Below are 26,476 nucleotides of genomic sequence, written 5' to 3' on the forward strand. Positions count from 1 at the left end.
TAGACTTCTTCCAGTGGTACGACGCGCGCATCCGGAACGCACCTGTGTGGGTTGCCGGAAACGTGCGCCGGCCAGCGAACTGCTGCGGATCGTCGCGGTCGGTGACGAGGATGGTCACAGTCTCCGACCTGATCCGAGCCGCAGTCTGCCGGGTCGGGGAGCGAACATGCACCCGGATCCGGCCTGCTTCGCGCTGGCGGTGCGGCGTCGCGTCTTCGGGCGGGCGCTGCGACTCACCGAGGTCCCTGACCACGGTGCCGTCGCGGAGCACGTCGATGCGTCAACCACTACGTCCGGTCAACCCGACCGGGCGAGGGTCGCTAGCAAGGTAGGACGACCGACATGAGCACACGATGAAGTCCCTGAAATGACCAGGCTTCAAGTGCACGAGTGAGGTCGCTGCGGGTGCTGCCCGCACGACCTCGGAGTGAGGAGTGCAGTGGCAGGTAAGGCCCGCGTACACGAGCTTGCTAAGGAGCTCGGGGTCGAAAGCAAGACAGTGCTCGCCAAGCTGAAGGAAATGGGCGAGTTCGTGAAGTCCGCGTCCAGCACCGTCGAGGCGCCCGTCGCCCGACGTCTGCGTGGCGCATTCGTCGCGTCCGCCGGTGGTTCGTCGGCACCGTCCGCTCCGGCGGCGGCCCCGAGCCCGGCACCGACCCCGACGCCGTCCCCGACCCCGGGCGCCCCCCGGGTCTCGGCCCGGCCGATGCCGCCCCGGCGGCCGACCGCGCCGACCCCTGGACCGAAGCCCAAGGGCCCGGTCCCCGGCCCGCCGCAGCCGGTGACTCCGGTCGCCAAGCCGGCGAGCGCACACGACATCGAGGTGGCGGCCGCCGAAGCGCGCGCCGCCGCGCTGAAGGCCGAGCAGGAGGCGGCGGTCAAGGCCGCCCAGGCCGCCCGGCAGCAGCAGCGGGACAACGTCCGACGGGAGCCCCCGACCGAGGGTGGTCCCCGTCCGGGTCCGCGTCCCGGTCCGAACGCCGTACCGCCCCGTCCGGGTACCCCGGCCGCCGGTCGTCCGGGTGGCCCTCCGGCCGGCCCGGGTGCCCGTCCCGGCGGTCGTCCGCCGGCGCGCGGTGCCGGTAACAACCCGTTCGGCATCCAGGGTGGCCAGCAGCAGCGGCCCCCGGCCGCCGGTGGTGGCGGTCCCCGGCCGAGTCCGGCCGGCATGCCGCCGCGTCCGAGCCCGGCCTCGATGCCGCCGCGTCCCAGCCCGGCCTCGATGCCGAGCCAGCGGCCCACCACGGGTCGCCCCGGCGGCCCCGGTGGCGGTCGTGGTGGCCCCGGCGGCGGTGCCGGTCGTCCCGGTGGCGGTGGCGGTGGCTTCCGTCCCGGTGGCGGTGGCGGCGGTGGCGGCTTCCGTGGTGGTCCCGGTGGCGGCGCTGGTGCCGGCGGCGGTGGCTACCGTGGTGGCCCCGGTGGCGGCGGTGGTGCTCCCGGTGGCGGTTTCCGCCCGGGTGCCCCGGCCGGTGGCGGTGGTCGTCCCGGTGGCGGCGGTCGTGGCCGTGGCGGCGGCGCCGCGGGTGCCTTCGGGCGTCCCGGTGGTCGGCCGACCCGTGGTCGCAAGTCCAAGAAGCAGCGCAGACAGGAGTTCGACAACCTGTCGGCTCCGACTATGAGCTCGGGTGCCCCCCGGGGTCAGGGTCAGGTCGTCCGGCTCTCCCGTGGCGCTTCGCTGTCGGACTTCGCCGACAAGATCAACGCCAACCCGGGTTCGCTGGTCCAGGAGATGTTCAACCTGGGCGAGATGGTCACCGCGACCCAGTCCTGCTCGGACGAGACCCTGTTGCTGATCGGTGAGCACCTCGGCTTCGACGTGCAGATCGTCAGCCCGGAGGACGAGGACCGCGAGCTGCTCGCGCAGTTCAACATCGACCTCGACGCCGAGGTCGCGGAGGACCGGCTGGTCAGCCGTGCGCCGGTGGTGACCGTCATGGGTCACGTCGACCACGGTAAGACCAAGCTGCTCGACGCGATCCGCAAGGCGAACGTGGTGGCCGGCGAGGCGGGTGGCATCACCCAGCACATCGGCGCATACCAGGTCCACGTTCCGCACGAGGGCATCGACCGCGCGGTGACCTTCATCGACACCCCGGGCCACGAGGCGTTCACCGCCATGCGTGCCCGTGGTGCCCAGGTCACCGACATCGTGGTGCTGGTGGTGGCGGCCGACGACGGCGTCATGCCGCAGACCATCGAGGCGCTCAACCACGCCAAGGCGGCCGACGTGCCGATCGTGGTCGCGGTCAACAAGGTCGACAAGCCGGAGGCCAACCCGGACAAGGTCCGCCAGCAGCTGACCGAATACGGTCTCGTCGCCGAGGAATACGGCGGCGACACCATGTTCGTCAACGTGGCGGCCAAGCCGGGCATCGGCATCGACGAGCTGCTGGAGGCGGTCCTGCTGACCGCCGACGCGTCGCTGGAGCTGACCGCTCCGATCGACGGACCGGCGCAGGGTGTGGCCATCGAGGCGCACCTGGACAAGGGTCGCGGTGCGGTGGCGACGGTGCTGGTGCAGAAGGGCACCCTGCGGGCGGGCGACTCGATCGTCGCCGGTGGGGCCCACGGCCGGGTCCGCGCCATGCTCGACGAGAACGGCAACCAGGTCGCCGAGGCCGGTCCGGCCCGTCCGGTCCTGGTGCTCGGTCTGACCGCGGTGCCGGGTGCGGGTGACACCTTCCTGGCCGCCGAGGACGACCGCACGGTGCGGCAGATCGCCGAGCAGCGGCAGGCACGACGGCGGGCGGCGTCCTTCGCCAACTCCCGCGGCCGGGCCACCCTCGAGACGCTCATGGAGCAGCTCAAGGAGGGCGAGAAGACCTCGCTCAACCTGGTGCTCAAGGGCGACGTCTCCGGTTCCGTGGAGGCCCTCGAGGACGCGCTGTTCAACCTCGACATCCCCGAGGAGGTCCAGCTCAGGATCATCCACCGGGGTGTGGGTGCGATCACCGAGAGCGACGTCATGCTCGCGAGCGCCTCGTCCGAGGCGGTCACGATCATCGGCTTCAACGTGCGGGCCGCCAACAAGGTCCGCGAGATCGCCGACCGCGAGGGCGTGGAGATCCGGTACTACACGGTCATCTACCAGGCCATCGAGGAGATCGACGCCGCGCTCAAGGGGCTGCTCAAGCCGGAGTACGAAGAGGTCGAGCTGGGCAGCGCGGAGATCCGCGACGTCTTCCGCTCGTCCAAGATCGGCAACATCTCCGGTTGTATCGTCCGGTCCGGCATCATCCGCCGCAACGCCAAGGCGCGGCTGCTGCGGGACGGGGCGGTCGTGGCGGACAACCTCACGATCAGCTCGCTCAAGCGGTTCAAGGACGACGCGACGGAGGTCCGCGAGGGCTTCGAGTGTGGTCTGACGCTGGCCGGTTTCAACAACGTCCAGGTCGGCGACACCATCGAAACCTTCGAGATGCGGGAGAAGCCGCGCGCCTGATCCGAGGCTGACAACAGCGCTCAAGGGGTTTACGCCACCCGGCGTAAACCCCTTGAGCATGTCCAGGGGGCTTCCGTAACGTCCTGGGCGATGTATACCGGAACCGCACTCTTCGACCTGCTCCTGCCCGGCGACTCCCGTTCGCTCAAGGCCAAGCGCTCCTACGTCCGGCCCATCGTGGCCGCGCTGCGCCGCTTCGACGTGTCGGCGGCCGAGGTGGGCGCGCTCGACCTGCACGGTCGGGCCGAGATCGGGGTGGCCGTGGTGGCTGCCGAGGCGGCCCACGTCCGCGAGGTGCTCGATTCCTGCGAACGCCTCGTCGCCGCCCGCCCCGAACTGGACCTCCTCTCCGTCCGCCGCACCCTCCACACCCCCGAAGACTGACCCACCCCTCCCTCCCGCCCGGGGCTCCCCACCCCCGCCCGGGCTCCCTCCAGCTCCGCCTGCCCCCGGTGATCAAGAGGTTTGCGTCAGCTTTGATCTCCAGGCTGACGCAAACCTCTTGATCACCGGGGCGGGGACGGGTGGGGGTGGGGCGGGGACGGGGTGGGGAGAGGGGTCGGGCGGGGTGGGGCGGGCGGGTGGGGGTGGGGCGCGGGTAGTGTTCGAGATGTTGGGGTGGTTGGGTTCGGTGGGCTTCGGCGTCGCCGATCCGGCTGCGGTGGGAACGCCCTGGAGGTGGGGGACATGTCTGATCCGGCCAAGGTTCGCCGGCACGCCGAGCGGATTCGCGAGCTGGTCGCTTCGGTGGTGCGGAGCCAGATCAAGGACCCCCGGCTCGGGATGATCACCATCACCGACGCCCGGATCACCGCGGACCTGCGCGACGCCACCGTCTTCTACACCGTGCTCGGTGACGCGACGGCCCAGGCCAGCACCGCCGCCGCGCTGGAGAGCGCGAAGGGGATGTTGCGCAGCACCGTCGGGAAGGCCCTGGGGCTGCGTCACTCGCCCTCGCTGACCTTCGTCCTCGACGACGTGCAGGACCAGGTCAAGCAGATCGACGACCTGCTCGCCCAGGCCCGGCACGCCGACGCCGAGGTGCAGCGGTTGGCCGCCCAGGCGAAGTATGCCGGTGACGCCCAGCCCTACCGGGTCGACGACGAGGACGATGACGTCGACGACGAAGCCGCCGACGCCGACGCCTCGACGACGGACCGGCGGTGACGGCCGCCCCGGACACGGCCGGTGAGCTCCGCGTCGGGTCGCCGTCCGCCGGCCCCGGCGAGGACGACTGGGCTGCCGCCGTCGCTGCGGTACGCGGCCTGCCGGCCGACGCCCGGGTGCTGCTGATCTGTCACATCAACCCGGACGGCGACGCGCTGGGCAGCATGCTCGGCTTCGGGCTGGGTCTGCGCCGGCTCGGCGTACACCGGTTGCAGGCCACCTTCCCGGGGCCGCCCGAGGTGCCGGAGCCGTTCCGCTGGCTGCCCGGGATCGACCTGCTGGTGCCGGCCGCCGAGGCGTACCCGGATCCGGATCTGGTGGTCTGTTTCGACGCCGCGAGTGAGTCGCGGCTCGGTGACCTGGTGGACCGGCTCGACACCGCCGGCACCTCGGTGGTCCTCGACCATCACGCCTCGAACACCGGCTTCGGTGCGGTGCACCTGGTGGACCCGACGGCTGCGGCCACCTCGGTCGTGGCCGAGCAGTTGCTCACCCGGCTCGACGTGCCGTTGGACGCGGAGATCGCGGCCGGCCTCTACGTCGCGTTGACCACCGACACCGGCTCGTTCCGGTACGCGGCGACGACGCCGGAGGTGCACCGGCTCGCCGCCCGGCTGCTCGCCACCGGCCTGCGCCCCGGTGACATCTCCCGCGAGGTCTTCGACACCCGGCCGTTCGGCGCGGTCCGGCTCTTCGGTGAGGTGCTGGGCCGGTCCCGGCTCGAACCGGAGGCCGCCGCCGGGCACGGTCTGGTCTGGACCCACGCCACCCTCGACGACCTGGACCGCCACGACCAGCGGCCGTACGTGCTGGAGTCGCTGATCGACTCGGTGCGCTGCACCGCCGAGGCGGACGTCGCGTGTGTGCTCAAGCAGGTCGGGCCGCACGCGTGGGCGGTGTCGATGCGCAGCAAGGGTGCGGTCGACGTCAGCGCGGTGGCGGTGGCGCTGGGTGGCGGAGGTCACCGGTTCGCCGCCGGATTCACCGGGCAGGGTGACGTCGACCAGGTCATCGCCCTGATCAGGGCGGAGTTGGGCGGGGCGTTGACCGCAGGTCACGGCGACGCCGACGGGTGTCGGTCTTCCCGCACAGGGTGAGCCCGGGGAGAATCGGACGATGGAGCAGCCGCACGAGATCGCCGTGGACGTCTCCCGCACCTGGGACCGGCCGGTGGTCACCGTGCCGGTGCTGGCCTGCCTCTCCCTGGTCGGCGGGCAGTTCCCGTCGTTCTCCGCCCTGGCCAACCTCTGGACGTTGGGCACCGGCGGCGCGCTGATCTGGCTCGGCCTCGGCAACCGGGTGCAGCGCCGGCCGGCACCACGCCGGTTGGGCCGGGGCACCGCCTGGTGGCTGCTCCCGGCGGCGCTGTTCGGGGTGCTGGAAGGCGCCACCTTCGTCATGGCGGTCGGGGACGAGTTCCCCACCCTGTCCCGGCTGGCCGATCCGCTGTTGGAGGACGAACTGGTCCGCTCGGCGGCCTGGTTCGCCTGGCTGGCCGCCTTCTGGGGGCTGGTGCGCCGGTGATGCGTACCCTCGCCATCAGTGGCTTCCTGACCTCCCTGGTGCTCTTCGCGGTGGTCGAGTGGGCCTCCCGCCGGGAGGGCTCCCGGATTCCGTCCCTGGGCGACGTCTGCGCCTACGTGATGCGGTACGAGGTGGGCCCGGTGCCGGTCGGCCGGATCGGGTTGTTCGGATTCTGGTGGTGGCTGGGCTGGCACTTCCTGGCCCGCTGAGCACCACCGTCCGCCACCCGCCCGCCCTCCGCCACCCGCCCGCCCTCCGCACATCTGTCGATGGGTCTCCCGCCGGGCACCGGCATGTCGCGCGCCCCTGCGCCCGCGACGTGCGTTCCTGTCCGCGCGCGGTGGGCCGTCCGTTTCCGGCCGCCCGGGGTGGCTGCCGTGGCGTCCAGATGACGGGAAGAGTGGACACCATGTGGAAAGTAAACGTTAACTTGGGAAAGGCCGACGTCGCGTCGCGACGCAGGTCGTGGGCGGTGGTGCCACACCCGGTGCCGCCTCCCTCCAGGGTCTGACCGACCCGGGCTCAACGCTGCCAGGCGAGCCGCTCCGGTGATCCCGGGCCGCCTTCCCGGCGCTCAGCAGGACCGCCCGTAGGGCCACCTGTTCCGGTGGTCCGCACCCTGGAAGGACACCGCCATGGCGACCAAGCCCAAGACCGAGACCACCGACGAGGCCCGCGAGCAGATGCGCCGCGCGCTGCAGACCTCGATGGACACCCGTCAGTGACGCTGCCGCCCCGGCGGTGACCCCACCGCCGGGCGGACTCTTCGCCCGCCCGGGTCCGCCCGGTCGAGTGGCACCGCCGTCCGTTGCCCGGGCCCGCCCGGCGCGGTGCCGGGGTGTCCGCCGGGCGGGTCCGAGCGGACGGGTGCCGGGGGCGGGTGCCGGACCACCTCCGCCGGCCAGCCTTCGGTAAGTGTTGGCGGGGATTGCGTTCCTTACCGGTGGCGTGTCAGGATCGGCGGCGATGAGCCAGTCCACTCCTACCGCCACCGCGCTCGCCTCACCGCGCCGGATCGCCACCCTCGCCCTGCCCGCCCTGGTGGTGCTCGCGGCCGAGCCGCTCTACGTGCTGGTCGACACCGCCGTGGTGGGGCACCTGGGTCGGGTTCCGCTGGCCGCGCTCGCCGTCGGCGGCACGGTGCTGACCCTCACCGCCTGGCTCGGCACCGTGCTGGCGTACGGCATCACCGGGCGGGTGGCCCGACGGTTCGGTTCCGGTGACCGGGCCGCGGCGCTGGCCGAGGGCGTCCAGGCTTCCTGGCTGGCGCTCGGGGTGGGCGTCCTGCTGGCCGTCGGCATGCAATTCGGCGGGGACGCGCTGGCGCGTACCCTCGCCGGTGGTGGTGGCGAGGTGGCCGACGCCGCCGGGCAGTGGCTGCGGATCGCGGCCCTCGGCGCACCCGGCCTGCTGCTGGCCGCCGCCGGCAACGGCTGGCTGCGCGGCATCCAGGACATCCGGCGGCCGCTGCTGTTCGTGCTCGGGCCCAACCTGCTCTCCGCGCTGCTCTGCCCGCTGCTGGTCTACCCCGCCGGGCTGGGCCTGCCCGGTTCGGCGGTGGCCAACGTGATCGCCCAGACCGTCTCGGGTGGCCTCTTCGTCGGCGCGCTGCTGCGGGAGCGGGCCGACCTGCGGCCCCGCCCGGCCCTGATCCGCCAGCAGCTGGTGCTCAGCCGGGACCTGCTCATCCGGGGGGTCGCCTTCCAGGCCAGCTTCCTGTCCGCCACCGCGGTCGCCGCCCGGTTCGGCGCCGCCGCCGTGGGTGCCCACCAGATCGCCCTGCAACTGTGGTTCTTCACCGCCCTGCTGCTCGACGCGTTGGCGATCGCCGCGCAGGCGTTGATCGGTGCCGCCCTGGGCGCGGGCGACGCCGCCGGGGCACGCGCCCTGGCCCGGCGGTTCGCGCTGCTCGGCGGGGTGTGCGGGGTGGGCTTCGCGGTGCTCATCGCGGCCGGGGCCGGCGTCGTGCCGTCGTTGTTCAGTTCCGATCCCCAGGTACGCGGCCAGGCGATGGTGGCCTGGCCGTGGTTCGCGGCGATGCAGCCGTTCGCGGGGGTGGTGTTCGCCCTCGACGGCGTGCTGATCGGTGCCGGCGACGTCCGCTACCTGCGCGACCTGACCGTCGTCGCGGCGCTCGGCGGTTTCCTGCCGTCGATCTGGTTCTCCTTCGCGTTCGACCTCGGGTTGGGGGGCATCTGGGCCGGCCTCACCCTGTTCGTGATCATCCGGCTCGTCGGGGTCCTGCTGCGGCTGCGTTCCGGCCGGTGGGCGGTGGTCGGCGCGGTGCGCTGAGCCGCCACGGCCGGCTGGCCGTCCGGCATTGTGCCGTGCGGTGGCGGGCGGGGTGGACCCGTCTGGCAGGCTTGGCGGTCGTGAACGGTGACGGTCTGATCGTGGTCGACAAGCCCGGCGGCATGACGTCGCACGACGTGGTGGCACGCATCCGCCGGTTGGCCCGCACCCGCCGGGTCGGGCACGGCGGCACCCTCGACCCGATGGCCACCGGGGTGCTGGTGATCGGGGTGGGTCGGGCCACCCGGCTGCTGACGTACGTGATCGGGGCGGGCAAGAGCTACACCGCGACGGTCCGGCTCGGCCAGGCCACCGTCACCGACGACGCCGAGGGCGACGTGCTCACCGCCACGCCCGCCGGGGAGCTGACCGACGCCGCGATCCGGGCCGCGTTCGGGCCGTTGACCGGTGAGATCGACCAGGTGCCCAGCGCGGTCAGCGCCATCAAGATCAACGGGGAGCGGGCGTACAAGCGGGTCCGGGACGGCGAGAGCGTCGAACTGCCCGCCCGCCGGGTCACCGTCTCCCGGCTGGACGTGTCGGCGATCCGGCGGGACATCCCGGACGTGGTCGACGTCGACGTCGACGTCGACTGCTCGTCCGGGACGTACATCCGGGCGCTGGCCCGCGACGCCGGCCGGTCACTCGGCGTCGGCGGGCACCTCACCGCGCTGCGGCGCACCGCTGTGGGCAGTTTCACCCTCGCCGAGTCGGCCACCCTCGAGACCCTGGAACAGCGCGCGCCCGAGGTGGTCAACCTGCCCCTCGACACCGCCGCCGACAGGTACTTCTCCCGTCGGGAGGCCACCGCCGACGAGGCGAAGGTGCTCTCCCACGGTGGGCCGCTCGACCCGGTCGGCATCGCCGGACCGTACGCCGTCTTCGGACCGGACGGTGGCCTGATCGCTATCGTCAGCGAGCGGGACGGCCGGGCCCGCGCGGAGATCGTGCTCGCCCCGGCCTGACCGGGCCGCCGGCCGGTCCGGTCGGACGGTGCGGCGGGAGCGGGCGCGACAACGACGGCCGGGACGACCGGCGGGTGGGTACGGGTGGGAGCCGGTCAGTGGCGGAGCAGGGAAGGAGCGGCATGCAGCGGTGGCGGGGGTACGAGGCGGCACCCGGTGACTGGGGGCGGTCGGTCGTCACCATCGGCGTCTTCGACGGCGTGCACCAGGGACACCAGGCGACCATCGGACACGCCGTGGCGCGGGCCCGGGAGTTGGGCGTGCGGTCGGTGGTGGTGACCTTCGACCCGCACCCGGCCGAGGTGGTCCGACCCGGATCGCATCCGGCCGTGCTCACCGAGCCCACCCGCAAGGCGGAGCTGATCGAGGCGCTCGGGGTCGACGTGCTCTGTGTGGTGCCGTTCACCGCCGAGCTGTCCCGGCTGCCCGCCGAGGCGTTCGTGCACGACATCCTGGTCGAACACCTGCACGCCATGCTGGTCGTGGTGGGGGACAACTTCCGCTTCGGGCACCGGGCCGCCGGGAACGTGGCGCTGCTCGAACAGCTCGGCGGGACCTTCGGCTTCGGGGTGGAGAACGCCCCGCTGGTCACCGCCGACGGCACGGTCTTCTCCTCGACGTACATCCGGGCCCGGATCGAGGCCGGGGACGTGGCGGCGGCGGCGGCCGTGCTCGGCCGGCCGCACCGGCTCGAAGGGGTCGTGGTGCTGGGTGACCAGCGTGGCCGGGAGCTGGGCTTCCCCACCGCCAACCTGCTCTGCCCACCGCACACGGCGGTGCCCGCCGACGGGGTCTACGCCGGCTGGCTGGTGCGCCGGGGGACCGAACGGCTGCCGGCGGCCATCTCGATCGGCACCAACCCGACGTTCGCCGGCCGGGAGCGCCGGGTCGAGGCGCACGTGCTGGACTTCGCAGGCGACCTGTACGGCGAGCGGGTCGCCCTCGACTTCGCCGCCCACCTGCGCGGCCAGATCCGGTACGACGCGATCGAACCGCTGCTCGTGCAGATGGCCGAGGACGTCGCGCGGACCCGGCTGGCGGTCGCCTGACCCACCCGGCGGGCGGGGTGGGCGGGCCGCCGACGCCCGCCGCGTGGGCCTTGACCGGGCGCTTCCCCGACGGGCTGGTAGTGTGGCGGTGACGTCGGATGACCGACGCGGGGCCTCGCGTGCCTGCACGACGCCGCGGGTGCGAGGTTCGTCCGTCCCGGTCCGTTCGGACCCGAACGACGGACATCAGTTGTCAACCCACCGAAACAGGGAGAACATGGCGCTCGACCAGGAAGCCAAGGCCAAGATCCGCACGGAGTACGCGACCGCCGAGGGCGACACCGGTTCGCCGGAGGTCCAGGTCGCGGTCCTCACCAAGCGGATCGCGGAGCTGACCGAGCACCTGAAGGTGCACAAGCACGACCACCACAGCCGCCGGGGGCTGCTGCTGCTGGTCGGTCGGCGCCGTCGGCTGCTCAACTACGTCCAGAAGAAGGACATCGGTCGCTACCGGTCGCTGATCGAGCGGCTCGGCCTGCGCCGATGACGTGACGGGGGAGTGGCCACCGGGCCGCTCCCCCGCTCGGCACCACCAGAAGAAGAGGGCCGCGCGACCACCCGAGAGGGAGCCGGTCAGCGTACCGGTCTCCGGTAGTGGCCCCCGGGCATCCCGGCATCATGCCGGCCACCCGGGCGCTTCGATCGAAGACCGGCCGTCTGAGCAGCTCCGGTGTCGTGCGCCCACGACGCGAAGGAGTACCGCCGCACATGACCGAGACCAACCTCGGCACCGAATCCCGCACCGCTGTGATCGACAACGGGTCCTTCGGTACCCGCGAGATCACTTTCTCCACCGGTCGGCTTGCCCGCCAGGCCGCCGGTTCCGTCATCGCCCAGCTGGGCGAGACGGTCGTCCTCTCCGCCACCACCGCCGGTAAGCACCCGAAGGAGCAGTTCGACTTCTTCCCGCTGACCGTCGACGTCGAGGAGCGGATGTACGCCGCGGGCCGCATCCCCGGCTCGTTCTTCCGCCGTGAGGGTCGGCCCAGCGAGGACGCGATCCTCACCTGCCGGCTGATCGACCGGCCGCTGCGCCCGTCGTTCGTCAAGGGCCTGCGCAACGAGGTCCAGGTCGTCGAGACCGTCCTCGCGCTCGACCCGCAGCACCCGTACGACGTGGTGGCCATCAACGCGGCCTCGATGTCGACGAAGCTGTCCGGCCTGCCGTTCTCCGGCCCGATCGGGGCGACCCGGGTCGCGCACGTCGACGGCCAGTGGGTGGCCTTCCCGACCCTGGAGGAGCTGGCCCGCGCCACGTTCGACATGGTGGTGGCCGGCCGCACGCTCGACGACGGCGACGTCGCGATCATGATGGTCGAGGCCGAGGCGACGCCGAACGCCGTCGCCCTCATCGCGGGCGGCGCGACCGCCCCGACCGAGGAGATCGTCGCCAGCGGCCTGGAGGCCGCCAAGCCGGCGATCCGCGAGCTGTGCCGGGCGCAGAGCGAGCTGGCCGAGGTCGCCGCCAAGCCGGTCACCGAGTTCCCCGTCTTCCTGGACTACCAGGACGACATCTACCAGGCGGTGGCCGAGCTGGTCCGCGCCGAGGTGGCCGAGGCGCTCCAGATCGCCGGCAAGGCCGACCGCGAGGAGGCCCTGGACCGGATCAAGGCCAAGGTCGCCGAGGAGCTGGGCAGCCGGTTCGAGGGCCGGGAGAAGGAGCTGTCCGCGGCGTTCCGGTCGCTGACCAAGTCCGAGGTCCGCAACCGGGTGCTGCGCGAGCAGGTCCGCATCGACGGCCGGGGTCCGCGTGACATCCGGGCGCTCACCGCCGAGGTCGGCGTGCTGCCCCGGGTGCACGGCTCCGCGCTGTTCGAGCGGGGCGAGACCCAGATCCTCGGGGTCACCACGCTGAACATGCTGCGCATGGAGCAGATGGTGGACACCCTCTCCCCGGAGAACCGCAAGCGTTACATGCACAACTACAACTTCCCGCCGTACTCGACCGGGGAGACCGGCCGGGTCGGCTCGCCGAAGCGGCGGGAGATCGGCCACGGCGCGCTGGCCGAGCGGGCCCTGCTGCCGGTGCTGCCGTCGCGCGAGGAGTTCCCGTACGCGATCCGGCAGGTGTCCGAGGCGCTCGGCTCCAACGGCTCGACGTCGATGGGTTCGGTCTGCGCCTCGACGTTGGCGCTGCTGTCGGCCGGTGTGCCGCTCAAGGCGCCGGTGGCCGGCATCGCGATGGGCCTCATCTCCGACGAGGTGGACGGCAAGACCCAGTACGTGACGCTGACCGACATCCTCGGTGCCGAGGACGCGTTCGGTGACATGGACTTCAAGGTCGCCGGCACGCCGGAGTTCGTCACCGCGCTCCAGCTCGACACCAAGCTCAACGGCATCCCGTCGGACGTGCTCGCCGCCGCGCTCCAGCAGGCGAACGAGGCCCGGCAGACCATCCTCGGCGTGATGCAGGCGGCGATCGAGGCCCCGGCCGAGATGTCGGACTACGCGCCGCGGGTCACCACCGTCAAGATCCCGGTGGACAAGATCGGCATGGTGATCGGCCCGAAGGGGCAGACTATCAACGCCATCCAGGACGAGACCGGCGCCGAGATCTCCATCGAGGACGACGGCACGATCTACGTCGGCGCGACCAACGGCCCGTCGGCGCAGGCCGCCGTGGACCGGATCAACGGGATCGCGAACCCGACCCTGCCCAAGGCCGGCGAGCGGTTCCTCGGCACGGTGGTCAAGACCGCCGCGTTCGGCGCGTTCATCTCGCTGCTGCCCGGCCGCGACGGCCTGCTGCACATCTCCAAGGTGGGCGACGGCAAGCGGGTCGAGCGGGTCGAGGACTTCCTCAACGTCGGCGACAAGGTCGAGGTGGAGATCGCGGACATCGACGCCCGCGGCAAGATCTACCTGGACAAGGTCCGGCCGGAGGGCGCCGAGACGCCGGCCGCCGGTGAGGCCGGCGAGGCCGCCGGTGGCGACCGGCCGGCCGGTCGGGGCGGTGACCGGGGTCCGCGTGACCGTGGTGACCGTGGTGGCGACCGGGGCGGTCGTGCCCCGGAGCGTGGCGAGCGCGGCCCGGGTGGCGGCGAGGGTGGCGACGGCGGCGAGCGTCCGCGTCGGCGTACCCGGCACAGCTGAGCAGTGACCGGCCGGGTGACGACGCGATGTCGTCACCCGGCCGGTGTGTCTCCCTCCACCCCTCGTCGCACGGAGAGCAGGTTTGCGTGAGCCGTTCGCCGTTCCCCCCGGCTCGACGGCCGGTGGCCCCACCCGACGTCCGCCGGCACGCCACCACCGGCCAGCCCGGCCGCGCCGGTACGGCGTCCCGGGCGGTCACCCGCACGATCAGTGACGACCCGTTGGGCGGCACGGTGCGGCGGACCGTCCTACCGAGCGGGCTGCGGGTGCTCACCGAGGCGATCCCGACGATGCGCAGCGTCTCGTTCGGCATCTGGGTCACCGTCGGTTCGCGGGACGAGACCGGTCCACAGGCCGGCGCGGCGCACTTCCTGGAGCACCTGCTGTTCAAGGGCACCCACAAGCGCACCGCCCTGGAGATCTCCTCCGAGATCGAGGCGGTGGGTGGCGAGACCAACGCCTTCACCACCAAGGAATACACCTGCTACTACGCGCGGGTCCTCGACGAGGACCTGCCGCTGGCCATCGACGTGATGTGCGACGCGGTCGCCGACTCGCTGCTGGAACCGGCCGACGTGGAGACCGAACGCGGGGTCATCCTCGAAGAGATCGCCATGCACGACGACGAGCCCGGCGACGAGGTGCACGACCTGTTCGCCCGCGCCGTCTACGGCGACCACCCCCTCGGCCGGTTGATCTCCGGCACCGAGGAGACGGTCACCCCGATGACCCGCAGGCAGATCCAGAGCTTCTACCGCCGCCGCTACACCGCGCCGCAGATCGTGATCGCCGCCGCCGGCAACCTCGACCACGCCGCCGTGGTCCGGCTGGTCCGCCAGGCGCTGCACGGCACCCCGCTGGACACCGACCCGGCCGAGCCGGGCACCCCCCGGCCGACCACCCCGACGGTACGCACGAAGCCGGCCGCCGTCCTGGTCGAGCCGAAGGAGACCGAGCAGGCGCACGTCATCCTCGGCTGCCCCGGCATCGACCGGGTCGACGAGCGGCGGTTCGCCCTCGGGGTGCTCAACAACGTCCTCGGCGGCGGGATGTCCAGCCGGCTGTTCCAGGAGATCCGCGAACGGCGTGGCCTGGCCTACTCGGTCTACTCCTACGCCAGCCAGTACGCCGACAGCGGCCTGTTCGCCGTCTACGCCGGCTGCGCGCCGGGCAAGGTCGACGAGGTGCTCCAGTTGACCCGCGCCGAGCTGGCCCGGGTGGCCGCCGACGGGCTCACCGAGGCGGAGGTGGCCCGGGGCAAGGGGATGAGCAAGGGCTCGTTCGTGCTGGGCCTGGAGGACACCGGTTCCCGGATGAGCCGGCTGGCCAAGGGCGAGCTGCTCTACGGCGACCTGATGCCGGTGGACGAGCTGCTGGCCCGGGTCGACGCGGTGACCGTGGCCGACGTGAACACCCTGGCCGCCGAGCTGCTGAGCCGGCCGATGTCGCTGGCCGTGGTCGGCCCGTTCGGGGAGCACGACTTCGCCGGCTGAGCCCGCCGCACGGTCGGTGGTGCCGTTCCCGGCCGCGCACTGCCGTCCCGGCGTCGGCCCGACCGGCCGGCGTCCCGGTGGGCGTCGGCTCGCGGTCGGATCCGGAGTCCGGGCCGGGACCGGCCGGTGGGACGGTGGTGGTCCGACGGTGGCCCACGTCCCGATTGGGATAAGTTGTGCCGCGTGACTGACGAGCAGGAGCAGGGCCGCGACGGGTCGATCCGGGTCGGTGTGCTGGGTGCCCGGGGCCGGATGGGCGCCGAGGTGTGCCGGGCGGTCGACGGGGCCGACGACCTGACGCTGGTGGCGGCGGTCGACCAGGGCGACGAGTTGGCCGGGGCCGAGGCCGCCGAGGTGGTCGTCGACTTCACCACCCCGGACGTGGTCATGGACAACCTGCGCTGGTGCGTCGACCGGGGTGTGCACGCGGTGGTCGGCACCACCGGCTTCACCCGGGCGCGGCTGGAGCAGGTGCGCGGCTGGCTGGCCGACCGGCCCGACGTCGGGGTGGTGATCGCCCCCAACTTCGGCATCGGCGCGGTCCTGATGATGCAGTTCGCCGCCCGCGCGGCCCGGCACTTCGAGTCCGTGGAGATCATCGAGCAGCACCATCCGCGCAAGCTCGACGCGCCGAGCGGCACCGCCACCCACACCGCCCGGCTGGTCGCGCAGGCCCGCGCCGAGGCCGGTCTCGGCCCGATGCCGGACGCCACCAAGGATGAGGTGCCGGGGGCGCGGGGCGCCGACATCGACGGGGTACGCGTGCACGCGGTCCGCGCCACCGGCCTGCTCGCCCACCAGGAGGTGCTGTTCGGCACCCTTGGCGAGACGCTGACCATCCGGCACGACTCGTACGACCGGGTGTCGTTCATGCCCGGGGTGCTGCTGGCCGTGCGGGCGGTCCGGCAGCGGCCGGGGCTGACCGTCGGCCTGGACGCCCTGCTCGACTAGCCTCACCTCACTCACTGCCCTGCCCAGCTCAGCCGCGCGCCGCGTAGCTCAGCCCGCGTCTCGGCCGGCGTGTCCGGGCCTGACGTGGCGCGGCGGGGCACGCCGGGTGGGGACACGGACCGCGGGCGGAGCCGGGTGCCGTGGGTGGTGTCGGCCAATTCGTTTGGTGGTGCGCCGGGCCGGCCCTAGGCTGCCCCGGTGCTGGATTCCGGATTCACCGATCGGACCGGGCGGCGGGTCACCCTGCGCCCGGTGGACGACGACAACTGGCGGGCGGTGGCCGACCTGGCCCCCCGTGACGACCAACGCGACTGGGTGCCGGCGCTGGCGGCCCGGTACCTGCTGCTGACCATGCGTTCCGACGTCTGGACGTCGTTGGCCGTGTACGCCGACGACGCCGTGGCCGGTCACGTCATGTGGGGCGTGGACGACGACGGGTCGCGGTGGATCGGTGGGATGGTGGTCGACGCCGCCGAGCAGGGCCGGGGGGTGGGCCGGGCCGCCGTGCGCACCCTCGCCGACTGGCTGGCCGGGCCGGACGCCACCCACCCCGTCCGGTTGTCGTACCACCCGGACAACACGGCTGCCGCCAGGCTCTACACCTCGCTGGGTTTCGCCCCCACCGGCGTGATGGAGGACGACGAACTGGTCGCCGAGCTGAGCCGCTGACCCCGGCGGCGTCACTCCTGCTCGATCACCGACAGGATGTTGCCGGCCGGGTCGGTGAACCAGGCGATCGTCGGCCCGTTGTCCCGCATGATCCCGCGGTCGTCCTGCGGCAACCCCGGGTAGCGCGCGAACCGCACCCCCCGGGCGGTCAGCTCGTCGACCGCCCGGTCGACGTCGGCCACCGGGAAGTTGAGCACCGTGAACGTCGCCGGCACGTGGTTGGCCTTGGGATATACCACCACGTCCCGGTCCCCGGCCAGGTGCAGCATCAGCAGCCCACCGGGGCCGCCGAGCTGCGACACCCGCAGGTCGAGGTTGCCGGCGTAGAACTCCCGGGCCCGGTCGGTGTCGTCGGCCGAGAACCCGCTGAACGCCTTCGTGTCCCGGAACATGCCCGTCTCCCTCACCGTCGGTGGCACCCCGCCGCCTCCGGTCTACCAGGGCGGGCCGACAGTTTCGGCCGGTTCAGGGCGGGCCGACAGTTTCGGCCGGGTCGGGGCGGGCCGACAGTTTCGGCCGGTTCAGGGCGTGTCGGTCGGCTCCGGCGCGGGTGTGTCGTCCGGTTCGGTGGGGACCGCGACGTGCAGCCGTACCTGGGGGACGAGCATGTCGTCGACGTCCAGCGCGCGGGCGGCGCCGTCCGGCTCCCACCCGGTGCTGGTGAGGAACTTACGGGTCGCCTCGTCGCCGTCGAACGCCCAGGCCACCGCGTGGGTGAACCCGTCGGCCCGCCAGCCGTCCACGGCGGCGGAGAGCAGCCTGCTGCCGTGCCCACGCCGCCCCCAGCGCGGCTCGACCAGCAGGTCGGTCACCGCGACCACCCCGGCGCCCAGCGCCGTGGCCGGCTCGCCCGGGGCGAGCGCTTCGGCGTCCGCCGGCCCGGAAGCCGCGAACCCCACCAGATAGGATTGCTCGGCCTGTTCCACGGCGACGAGCACCCGGTGCGCGGCCGAGGGCGGCTCCTGCACCGCCGCGCTCCACCGCCGGGCGAGCCACGCCTCGTCCAGGTTGTCGAGCACGTGCCGGGGCAGCAGCCGACGGTACGCGACCCGCCAGGTCGCGAGCTGCACACGGGCGATCTCGGCGGCGTCCTCCGGACGCGCCGGGCGGACGAACCCCAGAGCCATGGCACGAAAGCCTAGGCCACAGCGAGGGAGACGACGGTGGCGCAGGGGGCCAGGCGGACGACCGGGCAGGTCGTCGCGGTGGTGGTGCTCGCCGTCGCGGTGGCCGCCTTCCTCTCCGTGGCGGCCGTCCGGCACGGATTCTTCGACCTGAAGGTCTACTACGGCGCGCTGACCTTCTGGGTGCACGACCACGGCGAGATCTACGACTACCTCAAGCCCGGCACCCAGTACGGCTTCACCTACCCGCCGTTCGCCGCGCTGGTGATGCTGCCGATGGCGTACCTGCCGTGGCCGGCGGCGATCACCGTCAGCGTGGCCGCCACGGTGGTGGTCAGCGCGGTGCTGGTCTGGTGGCTGCTCGACCCGGTCGCCAGGCGGGCCGGCTGGACCCGCTGGTTCGTCCTGGCGGTGGCGCTCTGTCTGGCCGCCGCGTTCGAGCCGATGCGCGAGACGATCAACTTCGGCCAGGTCAACATGCTGCTGCTGTTCCTGGTGGCGGTGGACCTGCTGCGGCTGCTGCCGGCCGGCAACCGGTGGGCTGGGGTGGGCATCGGGCTGGCCACCGCGATCAAGCTGACCCCGGGCGTCTTCATCGTCTACCTGCTGGTCACCAGGCGCTTCCGGGCCGCCGCCACCGCCGTCGCCGCCTCGGCCGCCGCCACGCTGCTCGCCGCCGCGCTCTTCCCCGACGCCACCCGGGAGTTCTGGACGTCGGCGCTGTGGAACACCGACCGGGTGGGCGAGTTGGCGTTCGTGTCCAACCAGTCGCTGCGCGGGGTGGTGGCCCGGCTGAACCCGGAGCATCCGAGCACCCTGGCCTGGCTGGCGCTGGTGCTGGTCACCCTGGCCGTCTGGGCCTGGCGCTGCCGGGCCGCCGTGGCCGTCGGCGACGAGGCCACCGGGCTGGCGTTGACCGGCGCGCTGATGTGCCTGGTCAGCCCGGTCACCTGGGTGCACCACCTGGTCTGGTTGATCCCCGCGCTGATCCTGCTGGTCGACAACGCCGTCGCCGCGCCTGCCGGCGGCCTGCGACGGCGGGCGCTGCTGGCCCTCGCGGTGGTCTGCTACGTGCTGCTGTGCAGCCGGATCGTCTGGGCCTGGGAGAAGGACTTCACCGGGGTCACCGGCTTCCTGGGCAGCAACACCTACGTCTGGATCAGCCTCGCGCTGCTGGCGCTGCTGCCGATCCGCACCTGGGCCGCCCCGGTCGGCGGCCGGCCGGGCGGCCCGTCGGGGCCCACCGGCCGGGACGGGACGACCCGGCCCGCCGGCCCGCCCGGTGCGGCTCCCCGGCCGACCGGGTCAGCCGGGGAGCCGGCCGGTGTAACGCAGTTCGTCGAGGTGGACCGGGGGTCCGCCGCCGGCCAGCGGCACCCGGTAGCGGGACCGCTCACCGTCGGCTGACAGGCCGGCCCGCTCGTAGAACCGGCGGGCGCGGACGTTGTCGGCCAGCACCCACACCCGGTACTCCCGCCAGCCGTTGGCCGCCAGCCCGTCCCGGGCGGCGGCGAACAGCGCCTGCGCGGTGCCGTCACCCCAGCGCGCCGGCTCCACGTAGACCGCCAGCACCTCGCCGTACGTCGGGTCCAGGTCGCCCCGGTCCTGGTTGTTGCGGTACGGGCCGAAGGTGGTGAACCCGGACGGCACCCCGTCGACCTCGGCGAGCAGGGTGGTGAACGGGTGCTCCGGGTCGGCGGTGCCCACGTCCCGTCGGCGCTGCGCCCAGGCCACCGGGTTGAGCCGGACCAGCACCTCGGCCGGCATGATGCCGGCGTAACCGGCCTGCCAGCCGTGGATGTGCACCCGGGCGATCGCCTCGGCGTCGTCCGGCTCCTCGCGACGGATGGTGAGCATGTGTCCGTTCTATGCCTCGACGGGCGGTCGGTCCAGCGTCCGCTCCGGTGTCGTACCGTTGGTCTAGGGTCGTCGGCGATGGTCGCACCGGAATCGCTCTCGCTCGCCCAGGCCCGGCGGCTGACGCTCGCCGCCCAGGGGTTCGCCGACCCGACGCCCACCGGGGCACCCACCCGCCGGCACCTGCGCCGGGTGCTCGACCGGGTCGGGTTGATCCAGATGGATTCGGTCAACGTGCTGCAACGCGCGCACTACCTGCCGCTCTACAGCCGGCTCGGGCCCTATCCGACCGCCCTGCTCGACACCGCCGCCTACCGCCGCCCCCGGGAGCTGTTCGAATACTGGGGGCACGAGGCGTCCCTGGTGCCGGTGGGGCTGCACCCCGCGCTGCGCTGGCGGATGGCCAAGGCCCGCGACGACGCCTGGGGCGGGATGCGGCGGATCGCCGAGGAGCAGCCCGACCTGGTCGCCTGGGTCCGTGACGAGGTCGCCGCGCGGGGGCCGCTGACCGCCGCCGAGATCGAGCACGACGCGCCCCGGGAGACCGGCCACTGGGGCTGGAACTGGTCGGCGGTGAAGCGGGCGCTGGAGTTCCTCTTCTGGGCCGGCGAGGTCACCGCCGCCGACCGGACGCCCTCCTTCGCCCGCCGCTACGACCTGCCCGAACGGGTGCTGCCGGCGGCCGTGCTCGACGCGCCCACGCCGACCGACGCCGAGGCGTACCGGACCCTGGTCGCGGTGGCCGCCCGGTCGCTGGGGGTGGCTGCCGAGCCGGAGCTGCGGGACTACTTCCGGCTCCCACTGGCCGGCGCCCGGCAGGCCGTCGCCGAGCTGGTCGAGGCCGGTGAGCTGGTGCCGGTGACGGTGCAGGGGTGGCGGCAGCCGGCCTGGCGGCACGTCGACGCCCGGCTGCCCCGCTGGGTCCGGGGCAACACCCTGGTCAGCCCGTTCGACCCGCTGGTCTGGGAGCGGGCTCGCACCGAACGGCTGTTCGGCTTCGCCTACCGGATCGAGATCTACGTGCCGGCCGCGCAGCGGGTGCACGGCTACTACGTGCTGCCGTTCCTGCAGGGGGAGCGGTTCACCGCCCGGGTCGACCTCAAGGCCGACCGCAAGGCCGGGGTGCTGCTGGTGCCGGCGGCCTGGCAGGAGCCCGGCGTCGACCCGGGGGAGACCGCCGTCGCGCTCGCCGCCGAGCTGCGTCGGCTCGCCGGTTGGCTCGGCCTGGACGCGGTCGCCCCACCTGCGGCGGGTGACCTGGCCGCCCCGCTGGCCGCCGTGTTGCGCAGCCTCACCGGTGTACCGTGAGGCCGTGACGAGCGTTGACGGGCCGACCGGGCCTTCCCGGTCGGGGCAGGGCACCGATCCGACGTCGACCGGTTCCGCGCCGGCCGGCACCACCCACACGCTGAGCGACCCGTACCCCGTGGGCACGCCGACCGGTCCGTACCCCGTCGGCACGCCGACCGACCCGGCCGCCGTCCACGGGCACCCGCACCCGGGGGTGGGCGGAAACGCCGAGGGGCTGCCCCCCGGCTCCTGGTCGGCGGGGCCGCCGGTGGCGTGGCAGCAGCCCGAGCCGGACCGGCTCACCCGCTTCGTGCTCCGGCTGCACGCCCGTTCGCCGCGCTGGGCGGCCCCGCTGGCAGCCCTCGGCTGCGTCGGCGCAGGGATGGCGTACGCGCTGGTCAGTGACCCGACCACCAGTGACCCGGACGCCCCGCCGAGCTGCCTGCTCAAGCTGACCACCGGGCTGGACTGTCCGGGTTGCGGGGGCACCCGCGCGCTGTGGTACCTCCTGCACGCCGACCTGCCCGCCGCCGCCCGGCACCACGTCGTCTTCGTCTTCGCGGTGCCCTTCCTGGCCTACCTCTTCGTCGCCTGGGCCGGTAAGCAGGCGTTCGGGTGGCGGCTGCCCGAGCTGCGGCTCAGCTCCCCGGTGATCGGCGGGTTCCTCGCCGTCTGGCTGGCCTTCTCGGTGCTGCGCAACCTGCCCTGGCCCCCGTTCACCGCCCTCTACGTCTGACCCGGCCGCGCCGGGCAGCCCCCGTCGCCGGCCCGACCGTGACCCACCGGGGCGGGCGGTCGGCTGCGACGACGTCACCCGGTGGCCCCGGTGCGAGACCTTGGCCACCCGCCGGCCGCCCGGAACCCGCACCGTCGGTGATCGCGCTGGTCAGGGGCGGCGGCCCGGGTTTCCCCGCAGCCCACCCGGCCACTACAGTCGCAGGAATGCCGGAGATGGTGCAGCCCCAGGTGCAGCTGATCGCGTGGACCCAGTTCCAGGCCCCCGACGACGTGCCGTGGTCGACCGACGCCGAGGGCGGCCAGGCGCTCGCCGAGTTCGCCGGCCGGGCCTGCTACCAGAGCTGGAAGAAGCCGAACCCGGCGACCGCCACCAACGCCGGCTACCTGGCGCACATCCTGGAGGTCGGGCACCTGTCGGTGCTGGAGCACGGCAGCGTGACCTTCTACTTCACCGGGGTGTCCCGCTCGTTCACCCACGAGCTGATCCGGCACCGGCACTTCTCCTACTCCCAGCTCTCCCAGCGCTACGTCCCGGAGCGGGACGCGGCGATGGTCGAGCCCGCGGTGATCGCCGACGACCCGGAGCTGCACAAGCGGTTCGTCGAGGCCGCCGAGGCGAGCGTCCGGGCGTACACCGAGCTGCTGGAGGGGCTGGAGCAGCGGTTCGCCGACGAACCCAACCCGACGCTGCGCCGCAAGCAGGCCCGGCAGGCGGCCCGGGCGGTGCTGCCCAACGCCACCGAGACCCGGATCGTGGTCACCGGCAACTACCGCGCCTGGCGGCACTTCATCGGGATGCGGGCCACCGAACACGCCGACGTGGAGATCCGTGAGCTGGCCGTGGAGTGCCTGCGGCAGCTCCAGCGGGTGGCCCCGAACGTGTTCGCCGACTTCGCCGTCACCACCCTGCCCGACGGCACCGAGGTGGCGACGAGCCCGCACGCACAGCTGTCCTGAGCCCTTCCCCACCGGACGTCCGGTGCTCGTCCGCTAGGTTGTGAGCATGACGCACGACCACCCTGCCACCCCCGACCGGGGGCTGTCGCGCCCGTTCGGGCGACTGCTCACCGCGATGGTGACCCCGTTCACCGCCGATGGCTCCCTGCATCTCGACGGCGCCGTCCAGCTGGCGACGTACCTCGTCGACGAGCAGGGCAACGACGCGCTGGTGATCAACGGCACCACCGGCGAGTCACCGACCACCACGGACGCGGAGAAGGACGCCCTGCTCCGGGCGGTGGTGGAGGCGGTCGGCGACCGGGCCCAGGTGGTGGCCGGCGTCGGCACCAACGACACCCGGCACACCATGGAGCTGGCTGCCGCGGCGGAGAAGGCCGGCGCGCACGGCCTGCTGGTGGTGACGCCGTACTACAACAAGCCGCCGCAGCGGGGCCTGCTGCGGCACTTCACCGCGGTCGCCGACGGCACCAGCCTGCCGATCATGCTCTACGACGTGCCACACCGCACCGGGTTGGCCGTCGAGACCGAGACGCTGGTGCGGCTGGCCGAACACGAACGGATCGTCGCGGTCAAGGACGCCAAGGGTGACCTGACCGCCACCAGTTGGGTGACCAGCCGCACCGACCTCGCCTTCTACAGCGGCGAGGACTCGCTCACCCTGCCTACCCTGGCGATCGGCGGGGTCGGCCTGGTCGGCACCTCGACCCACTTCACCGGCGCGCTCGTCAAGCAGATGATCGAGGCGTACGACGCGGGCGACTCCGGCACGGCACTGACCCTGCACCGGCGGCTGATGCCGCTGCTCACCGGGATCTTCCGCAGCCCGGGCACCATCCTGGTGAAGGCGGGCCTGAACGTGTCGGGCCTGCCCGCCGGGCCGGTGCGTCCGCCGCTGGCGGACGCCACCGACGACGAACTGGCCCTGCTGCGCGCGGACTGCGCGGCGGCGGGCCTGGACCTGCCCGAATGACCGAACGACACGACGGACGCCGGGTTACGGCGTCGCAGAATGAGGTGGACGCGTGACCGAGGCGCAATTCGAGGGTGAACTGCCCCCGCCGCTGCCCGAGGGCGGGCTGCGGATCATCCCGCTCGGCGGACTCGGTGCCATCGGTCGGAACATGACCGTCTTCGAGTACGACGGCAAGCTGCTCATCGTCGACTGTGGGGTGCTCTTCCCCGACGTCGAGCAGCCCGGCGTGGACCTGATCCTGCCCGACTTCGGGCCGATCCTGGACCGGCTGGCCGACGTGCAGGCGATCGTGCTGACCCATGGCCACGAGGACCACATCGGCGCGGTGCCGTACCTGCTCGCCCACAAGCCGGACATCCCCCTGGTCGGCTCCCAGTTCACCCTCGCCCTGGTCGAGGCGAAGCTGGCCGAGCGGCGGATCCAGCCCTACACGCTCACCGTACGGGAGGGTGGCCGGGAGCGGCTGGGCCCGTTCGAGTGCGAATTCTTCGCGGTCAACCACTCGATCCCGGACGCGCTCGCGGTGGCCGTGCGTACCCCGGCGGGCCTGGTGCTGCACACCGGTGACTTCAAGATGGACCAGCTCCCACTGGACGGCCGGATCACCGACCTGGCCGGCTTCGCCCGGCTCGGTGCGGAGGGTGTCGACCTGCTCCTGTCGGACTCCACGAACGCCGAGATCCCCGGTTTCGTCACCCCGGAACGGGAGATCGGGCCGGTGCTCGACTCGATCTTCGCGAAGGCGAAGGGGCGGATCATCGTCGCCTCGTTCGCCTCGCACGTGCACCGGGTGCAGCAGGTCTTCGACTCGGCGCTGGAGCACGGCCGCAAGGTGGCGCTGATCGGCCGGTCGATGGTCCGCAACATGGGCATCGCCCGCGACCTCGGCCTGCTCAACATCCCGGCCGGCCTGGTGATCGGGATCGAGGAGGCCACCACGCTGCCGCCCGACCAGATCGTGCTGATGTCCACCGGTTCGCAGGGTGAGCCGATGAGCGCCCTGGGCCGGATGGCCAGCGGCGACCACCGGCACATCACCATCGCCCCCGGCGACACCGTCGTGCTCGCCTCGTCGCTGGTCCCCGGCAACGAGACCTCGGTCTACCGGGTGATCAACCGGCTGGCCCGGGCCGGCGCGGTGGTGGTGCACAAGGACGTCGCCAAGGTGCACGTCTCCGGGCACGCCCCCGCCGGTGAACTGCTCTACCTGCTCAACGTGGTGCGGCCGAGCAACCTGATGCCGGTGCACGGCGAGTGGCGGCATCTGCGGGCGCACGCGCGGCTCGGCATCGAGTCCGGCGTCGCCCCGGACCGGGTGGTGATCTGCGAGGACGGCGACGTCGTCGACCTGGTCGAGGGTCGGGCCAGTGTGGTCGGGCACGTGAAGAGCCGTTACGTCTACGTCGACGGCCTGGCCGTGGGCGACGTCAGCGAGTCGCTGCTGACCGAGCGGCGGATCCTCGGCGACGGCGGTTTCATCGCCACCACGGTGGTGGTCGACTCGGTCACCGGCAAGGTGGTCGCCGGCCCGACCCTGTCGGCGAAGGGCTTCTCCGAGGACCCGGCCGCGTTCAACCCGGTGATCCCGCTGGTCACCGAGGCGCTGAACCGGGCCGCCGCGGACGGCATCACCGATCCGCACCAGCTCCAGCAGATCGTTCGACGCACCGTGGGGCGCTGGGTCAACGACGCGTACCGCCGCCGTCCGATGATCGTCCCGACCGTGGTCGAGGTCTGAGCGGGTTCCCCACCGGACACCGTGGGCCGGCCACCGTCGTGACGACGGTGGCCGGCCCGTTTACCGGTCGGCTCAGCGGTGGCGCAGGGTGGCCACGATCAGGTTGGGGTCGGTCGCGGTGACGTAGGCGGCGCTGGCCACCAGGACCGTGTGCCCGCGTACGGCCACCGAGGTCGGGTTCTGGAGCCCGTCGGCACCGGTCAGCAGGGTCCGGGTCCGCCCGTCGGGGTCGATGTCGACCACCGTGTTGGGCCCGTTGAGGGCGGCGACGACCCGGCCGTCGGGGGCGAAGGCGAAGTCGTCGATGCCGACCAGCCCGGTCGCCCTGACCTCGACGGCACCCGGCCGGCCCGCCCGCAGCGGAATCCGCAGCAGGGTGCCCTGGTCCAGGTTGGTCGCCCAGACCGCGCCACCCCGGACCTTGACGCCGTTGACGCCGAGGAAACCGGTCGGGGCGAGCGCGGACGCCGACGACCAGACCCGGGCGGGACCACCGGCCAGCGGGACGGTCGAGATGGTGCCGCGCACCGAGTCGGTGACGTAGAACGTCCGGCTCGTCGGGTCGAGCGCCAGCCCGTTCGGCAGCCCGTCGGCCGGTAGCGCGGCGATCCGCCGGGGCTTCTGACCCGGCGGAATCCGGTACAGACCGGTGCTGGCGGCGTCGCCGCTGGCGTACAGGACATAGATCGTGCCGTCGTCGGTGCGGACGATGCCGCTGGTCAGGGCGAAACCGAGCACGGGGGTGGCGACGCCGCCGTCGGCCGGCGCGGCCAGGGTGGCCAGCACCCGGGTCCGGCCGGCCGGGTCGACGGCGGCGACCTGCCGGGCCGCCGCGAACGTGAGGTAGGCCGTGCCGTCGGGGCCCAGGGTGATGTTCTCCGGCAGTTGCCCCCGCGTCAGGTCGAAGTGGACCGCGATCCGTGCCGCCGGGGCCGACCGGGCCGGTGCGACGGCGGAGGCCGGGATGCCCGCCGACGCCGGGACCGCCGACGGTACGGCCAGGGCGCCGGCCGCCGCAGCGGCCACCGCGAGGGTGAGGATTCTTCTGCGCATGGTTCGTCCTTCTGGTGAGGGGCCCGGGAGTGGGCCCGGTTTCGGGCGCGGACGGTCCGGCACCCGGTCAGGTGCCCTCGTCTCGCGGTGTCGGCGCA

General features: G+C 73.1%; 25 protein-coding genes. 21 read left to right on the plus strand and 4 right to left on the minus strand.

Annotation, left to right across the window (positions count from 1 at the left end; all coding sequences use genetic code 11):
• Window positions 1-13 precede the first annotated feature (13 nt).
• The 15 genes from JQN83_RS23435 to JQN83_RS23505 all read left to right on the plus strand — a co-directional run bounded on the left by JQN83_RS23435 (window position 14) and on the right by JQN83_RS23505 (window position 16,645).
• On the plus strand, window positions 14-346 hold the full coding sequence (locus JQN83_RS23435) for a YlxR family protein (protein ID WP_208569305.1): 333 nt from the start codon (window positions 14-16) through the stop codon (window positions 344-346).
• A 93-nt stretch (window positions 347-439) separates the two neighbouring features.
• Window positions 440-3,442: a translation initiation factor IF-2 gene (gene infB / locus JQN83_RS34380; RefSeq protein WP_208569306.1), complete on the plus strand. Its 3,003-nt coding sequence runs from the start codon at window positions 440-442 to the stop codon at window positions 3,440-3,442.
• 90 nt (window positions 3,443-3,532) lie between these two features.
• Entirely contained in the window at window positions 3,533-3,826 is a 294-nt protein-coding gene (locus JQN83_RS23445; RefSeq protein WP_208569307.1) for a DUF503 domain-containing protein, read from the plus strand.
• 303 nt (window positions 3,827-4,129) lie between these two features.
• On the plus strand, window positions 4,130-4,609 hold the full coding sequence (rbfA, locus tag JQN83_RS23450) for a 30S ribosome-binding factor RbfA (protein ID WP_208569308.1): 480 nt from the start codon (window positions 4,130-4,132) through the stop codon (window positions 4,607-4,609).
• Window positions 4,606-5,706, plus strand: coding sequence for a DHH family phosphoesterase (locus tag JQN83_RS23455; protein ID WP_208569309.1), 1,101 nt, complete (start codon window positions 4,606-4,608; stop codon window positions 5,704-5,706). The genes rbfA and JQN83_RS23455 overlap by 4 nt, the downstream gene beginning before the upstream one ends.
• Window positions 5,707-5,725: 19 nt before the next feature.
• Window positions 5,726-6,133, plus strand: a complete 408-nt coding sequence (locus JQN83_RS23460; RefSeq protein WP_208569310.1) for a hypothetical protein — start codon at window positions 5,726-5,728, stop codon at window positions 6,131-6,133.
• Entirely contained in the window at window positions 6,133-6,342 is a 210-nt protein-coding gene (locus tag JQN83_RS23465) for a DUF6186 family protein (protein WP_208569311.1), read from the plus strand. Before JQN83_RS23460 ends, JQN83_RS23465 begins: the two co-directional genes overlap by 1 nt.
• 757 nt (window positions 6,343-7,099) lie before the next feature.
• A complete protein-coding gene (locus JQN83_RS23470) occupies window positions 7,100-8,425 on the plus strand; it encodes an MATE family efflux transporter (RefSeq protein WP_208569312.1) in 1,326 nt (441 codons plus the stop codon).
• 80 nt (window positions 8,426-8,505) lie between these two features.
• Entirely contained in the window at window positions 8,506-9,390 is an 885-nt protein-coding gene (truB, locus tag JQN83_RS23475; protein ID WP_208569313.1) for a tRNA pseudouridine(55) synthase TruB, read from the plus strand.
• 122 nt (window positions 9,391-9,512) lie between these two features.
• Window positions 9,513-10,439: a bifunctional riboflavin kinase/FAD synthetase gene (locus JQN83_RS23480; protein WP_208569314.1), complete on the plus strand. Its 927-nt coding sequence runs from the start codon at window positions 9,513-9,515 to the stop codon at window positions 10,437-10,439.
• A 217-nt stretch (window positions 10,440-10,656) separates the two neighbouring features.
• Window positions 10,657-10,926 carry a 30S ribosomal protein S15 gene (gene rpsO, locus JQN83_RS23485; protein ID WP_208569315.1) on the plus strand — a complete coding sequence of 90 codons (270 nt, stop codon included), beginning with the start codon at window positions 10,657-10,659 and terminating at the stop codon, window positions 10,924-10,926.
• Between the two features lie 221 nt (window positions 10,927-11,147).
• Window positions 11,148-13,532, plus strand: coding sequence for a polyribonucleotide nucleotidyltransferase (locus tag JQN83_RS23490; RefSeq protein ID WP_208569316.1), 2,385 nt, complete (start codon window positions 11,148-11,150; stop codon window positions 13,530-13,532).
• A gap of 122 nt (window positions 13,533-13,654) precedes the next feature.
• Window positions 13,655-15,025 carry a M16 family metallopeptidase gene (locus JQN83_RS23495; protein ID WP_372444109.1) on the plus strand — a complete coding sequence of 457 codons (1,371 nt, stop codon included), beginning with the start codon at window positions 13,655-13,657 and terminating at the stop codon, window positions 15,023-15,025.
• A 183-nt stretch (window positions 15,026-15,208) separates the two neighbouring features.
• Entirely contained in the window at window positions 15,209-15,976 is a 768-nt protein-coding gene (gene dapB, locus JQN83_RS23500) for a 4-hydroxy-tetrahydrodipicolinate reductase (RefSeq protein ID WP_208569317.1), read from the plus strand.
• Between the two features lie 198 nt (window positions 15,977-16,174).
• Window positions 16,175-16,645 (plus strand): GNAT family N-acetyltransferase, encoded by a 471-nt coding sequence (locus tag JQN83_RS23505; RefSeq protein WP_208569318.1) that lies wholly within the window; start codon window positions 16,175-16,177, stop codon window positions 16,643-16,645.
• 11 nt (window positions 16,646-16,656) lie between these two features.
• Here JQN83_RS23505 and JQN83_RS23510 read toward each other — a convergent pair whose 3' ends face one another.
• Together JQN83_RS23510 and JQN83_RS23515 are read right to left on the minus strand one after the other, a co-directional pair.
• Complete coding sequence (locus tag JQN83_RS23510) at window positions 16,657-17,037, minus strand: VOC family protein (RefSeq protein ID WP_208569319.1); 381 nt, start codon at window positions 17,035-17,037, stop codon at window positions 16,657-16,659.
• Window positions 17,038-17,166: 129 nt separating this feature from the next.
• Window positions 17,167-17,772 carry a GNAT family N-acetyltransferase gene (locus JQN83_RS23515; protein WP_208569320.1) on the minus strand — a complete coding sequence of 202 codons (606 nt, stop codon included), beginning with the start codon at window positions 17,770-17,772 and terminating at the stop codon, window positions 17,167-17,169.
• A gap of 36 nt (window positions 17,773-17,808) precedes the next feature.
• Between JQN83_RS23515 and JQN83_RS23520 the strand changes: the two genes are divergently transcribed.
• Complete coding sequence (locus JQN83_RS23520) at window positions 17,809-19,176, plus strand: glycosyltransferase 87 family protein (protein WP_208569321.1); 1,368 nt, start codon at window positions 17,809-17,811, stop codon at window positions 19,174-19,176.
• On the opposite strand, the gene JQN83_RS23525 is transcribed toward JQN83_RS23520, so the two are convergent.
• On the minus strand, window positions 19,075-19,626 hold the full coding sequence (locus JQN83_RS23525; protein WP_208569322.1) for a GNAT family N-acetyltransferase: 552 nt from the start codon (window positions 19,624-19,626) through the stop codon (window positions 19,075-19,077). The genes JQN83_RS23520 and JQN83_RS23525 overlap by 102 nt on opposite strands.
• Window positions 19,627-19,704: 78 nt before the next feature.
• Between JQN83_RS23525 and JQN83_RS23530 the strand changes: the two genes are divergently transcribed.
• The 5 genes from JQN83_RS23530 to JQN83_RS23550 all read left to right on the plus strand — a co-directional run bounded on the left by JQN83_RS23530 (window position 19,705) and on the right by JQN83_RS23550 (window position 25,325).
• Window positions 19,705-20,934, plus strand: a complete 1,230-nt coding sequence (locus JQN83_RS23530; protein ID WP_208569323.1) for a winged helix-turn-helix domain-containing protein — start codon at window positions 19,705-19,707, stop codon at window positions 20,932-20,934.
• A 4-nt stretch (window positions 20,935-20,938) separates the two neighbouring features.
• Window positions 20,939-21,652: a DUF2752 domain-containing protein gene (locus JQN83_RS23535; RefSeq protein ID WP_208569324.1), complete on the plus strand. Its 714-nt coding sequence runs from the start codon at window positions 20,939-20,941 to the stop codon at window positions 21,650-21,652.
• Between the two features lie 215 nt (window positions 21,653-21,867).
• Entirely contained in the window at window positions 21,868-22,611 is a 744-nt protein-coding gene (gene thyX, locus JQN83_RS23540; RefSeq protein WP_208569371.1) for an FAD-dependent thymidylate synthase, read from the plus strand.
• Between the two features lie 46 nt (window positions 22,612-22,657).
• Window positions 22,658-23,584: a 4-hydroxy-tetrahydrodipicolinate synthase gene (gene dapA / locus JQN83_RS23545; RefSeq protein ID WP_208569325.1), complete on the plus strand. Its 927-nt coding sequence runs from the start codon at window positions 22,658-22,660 to the stop codon at window positions 23,582-23,584.
• Window positions 23,585-23,636: 52 nt separating this feature from the next.
• Window positions 23,637-25,325, plus strand: coding sequence for a ribonuclease J (locus JQN83_RS23550; RefSeq protein WP_145918435.1), 1,689 nt, complete (start codon window positions 23,637-23,639; stop codon window positions 25,323-25,325).
• Between the two features lie 72 nt (window positions 25,326-25,397).
• On the opposite strand, the gene JQN83_RS23555 is transcribed toward JQN83_RS23550, so the two are convergent.
• Window positions 25,398-26,378: an SMP-30/gluconolactonase/LRE family protein gene (locus JQN83_RS23555; RefSeq protein ID WP_208569326.1), complete on the minus strand. Its 981-nt coding sequence runs from the start codon at window positions 26,376-26,378 to the stop codon at window positions 25,398-25,400.
• Between the last annotated feature and the right edge of the window lie 98 nt (window positions 26,379-26,476).

The sequence above is a fragment of the Micromonospora antibiotica genome (assembly GCF_017599305.1).
Classification (GTDB): domain Bacteria; phylum Actinomycetota; class Actinomycetes; order Mycobacteriales; family Micromonosporaceae; genus Micromonospora; species Micromonospora antibiotica.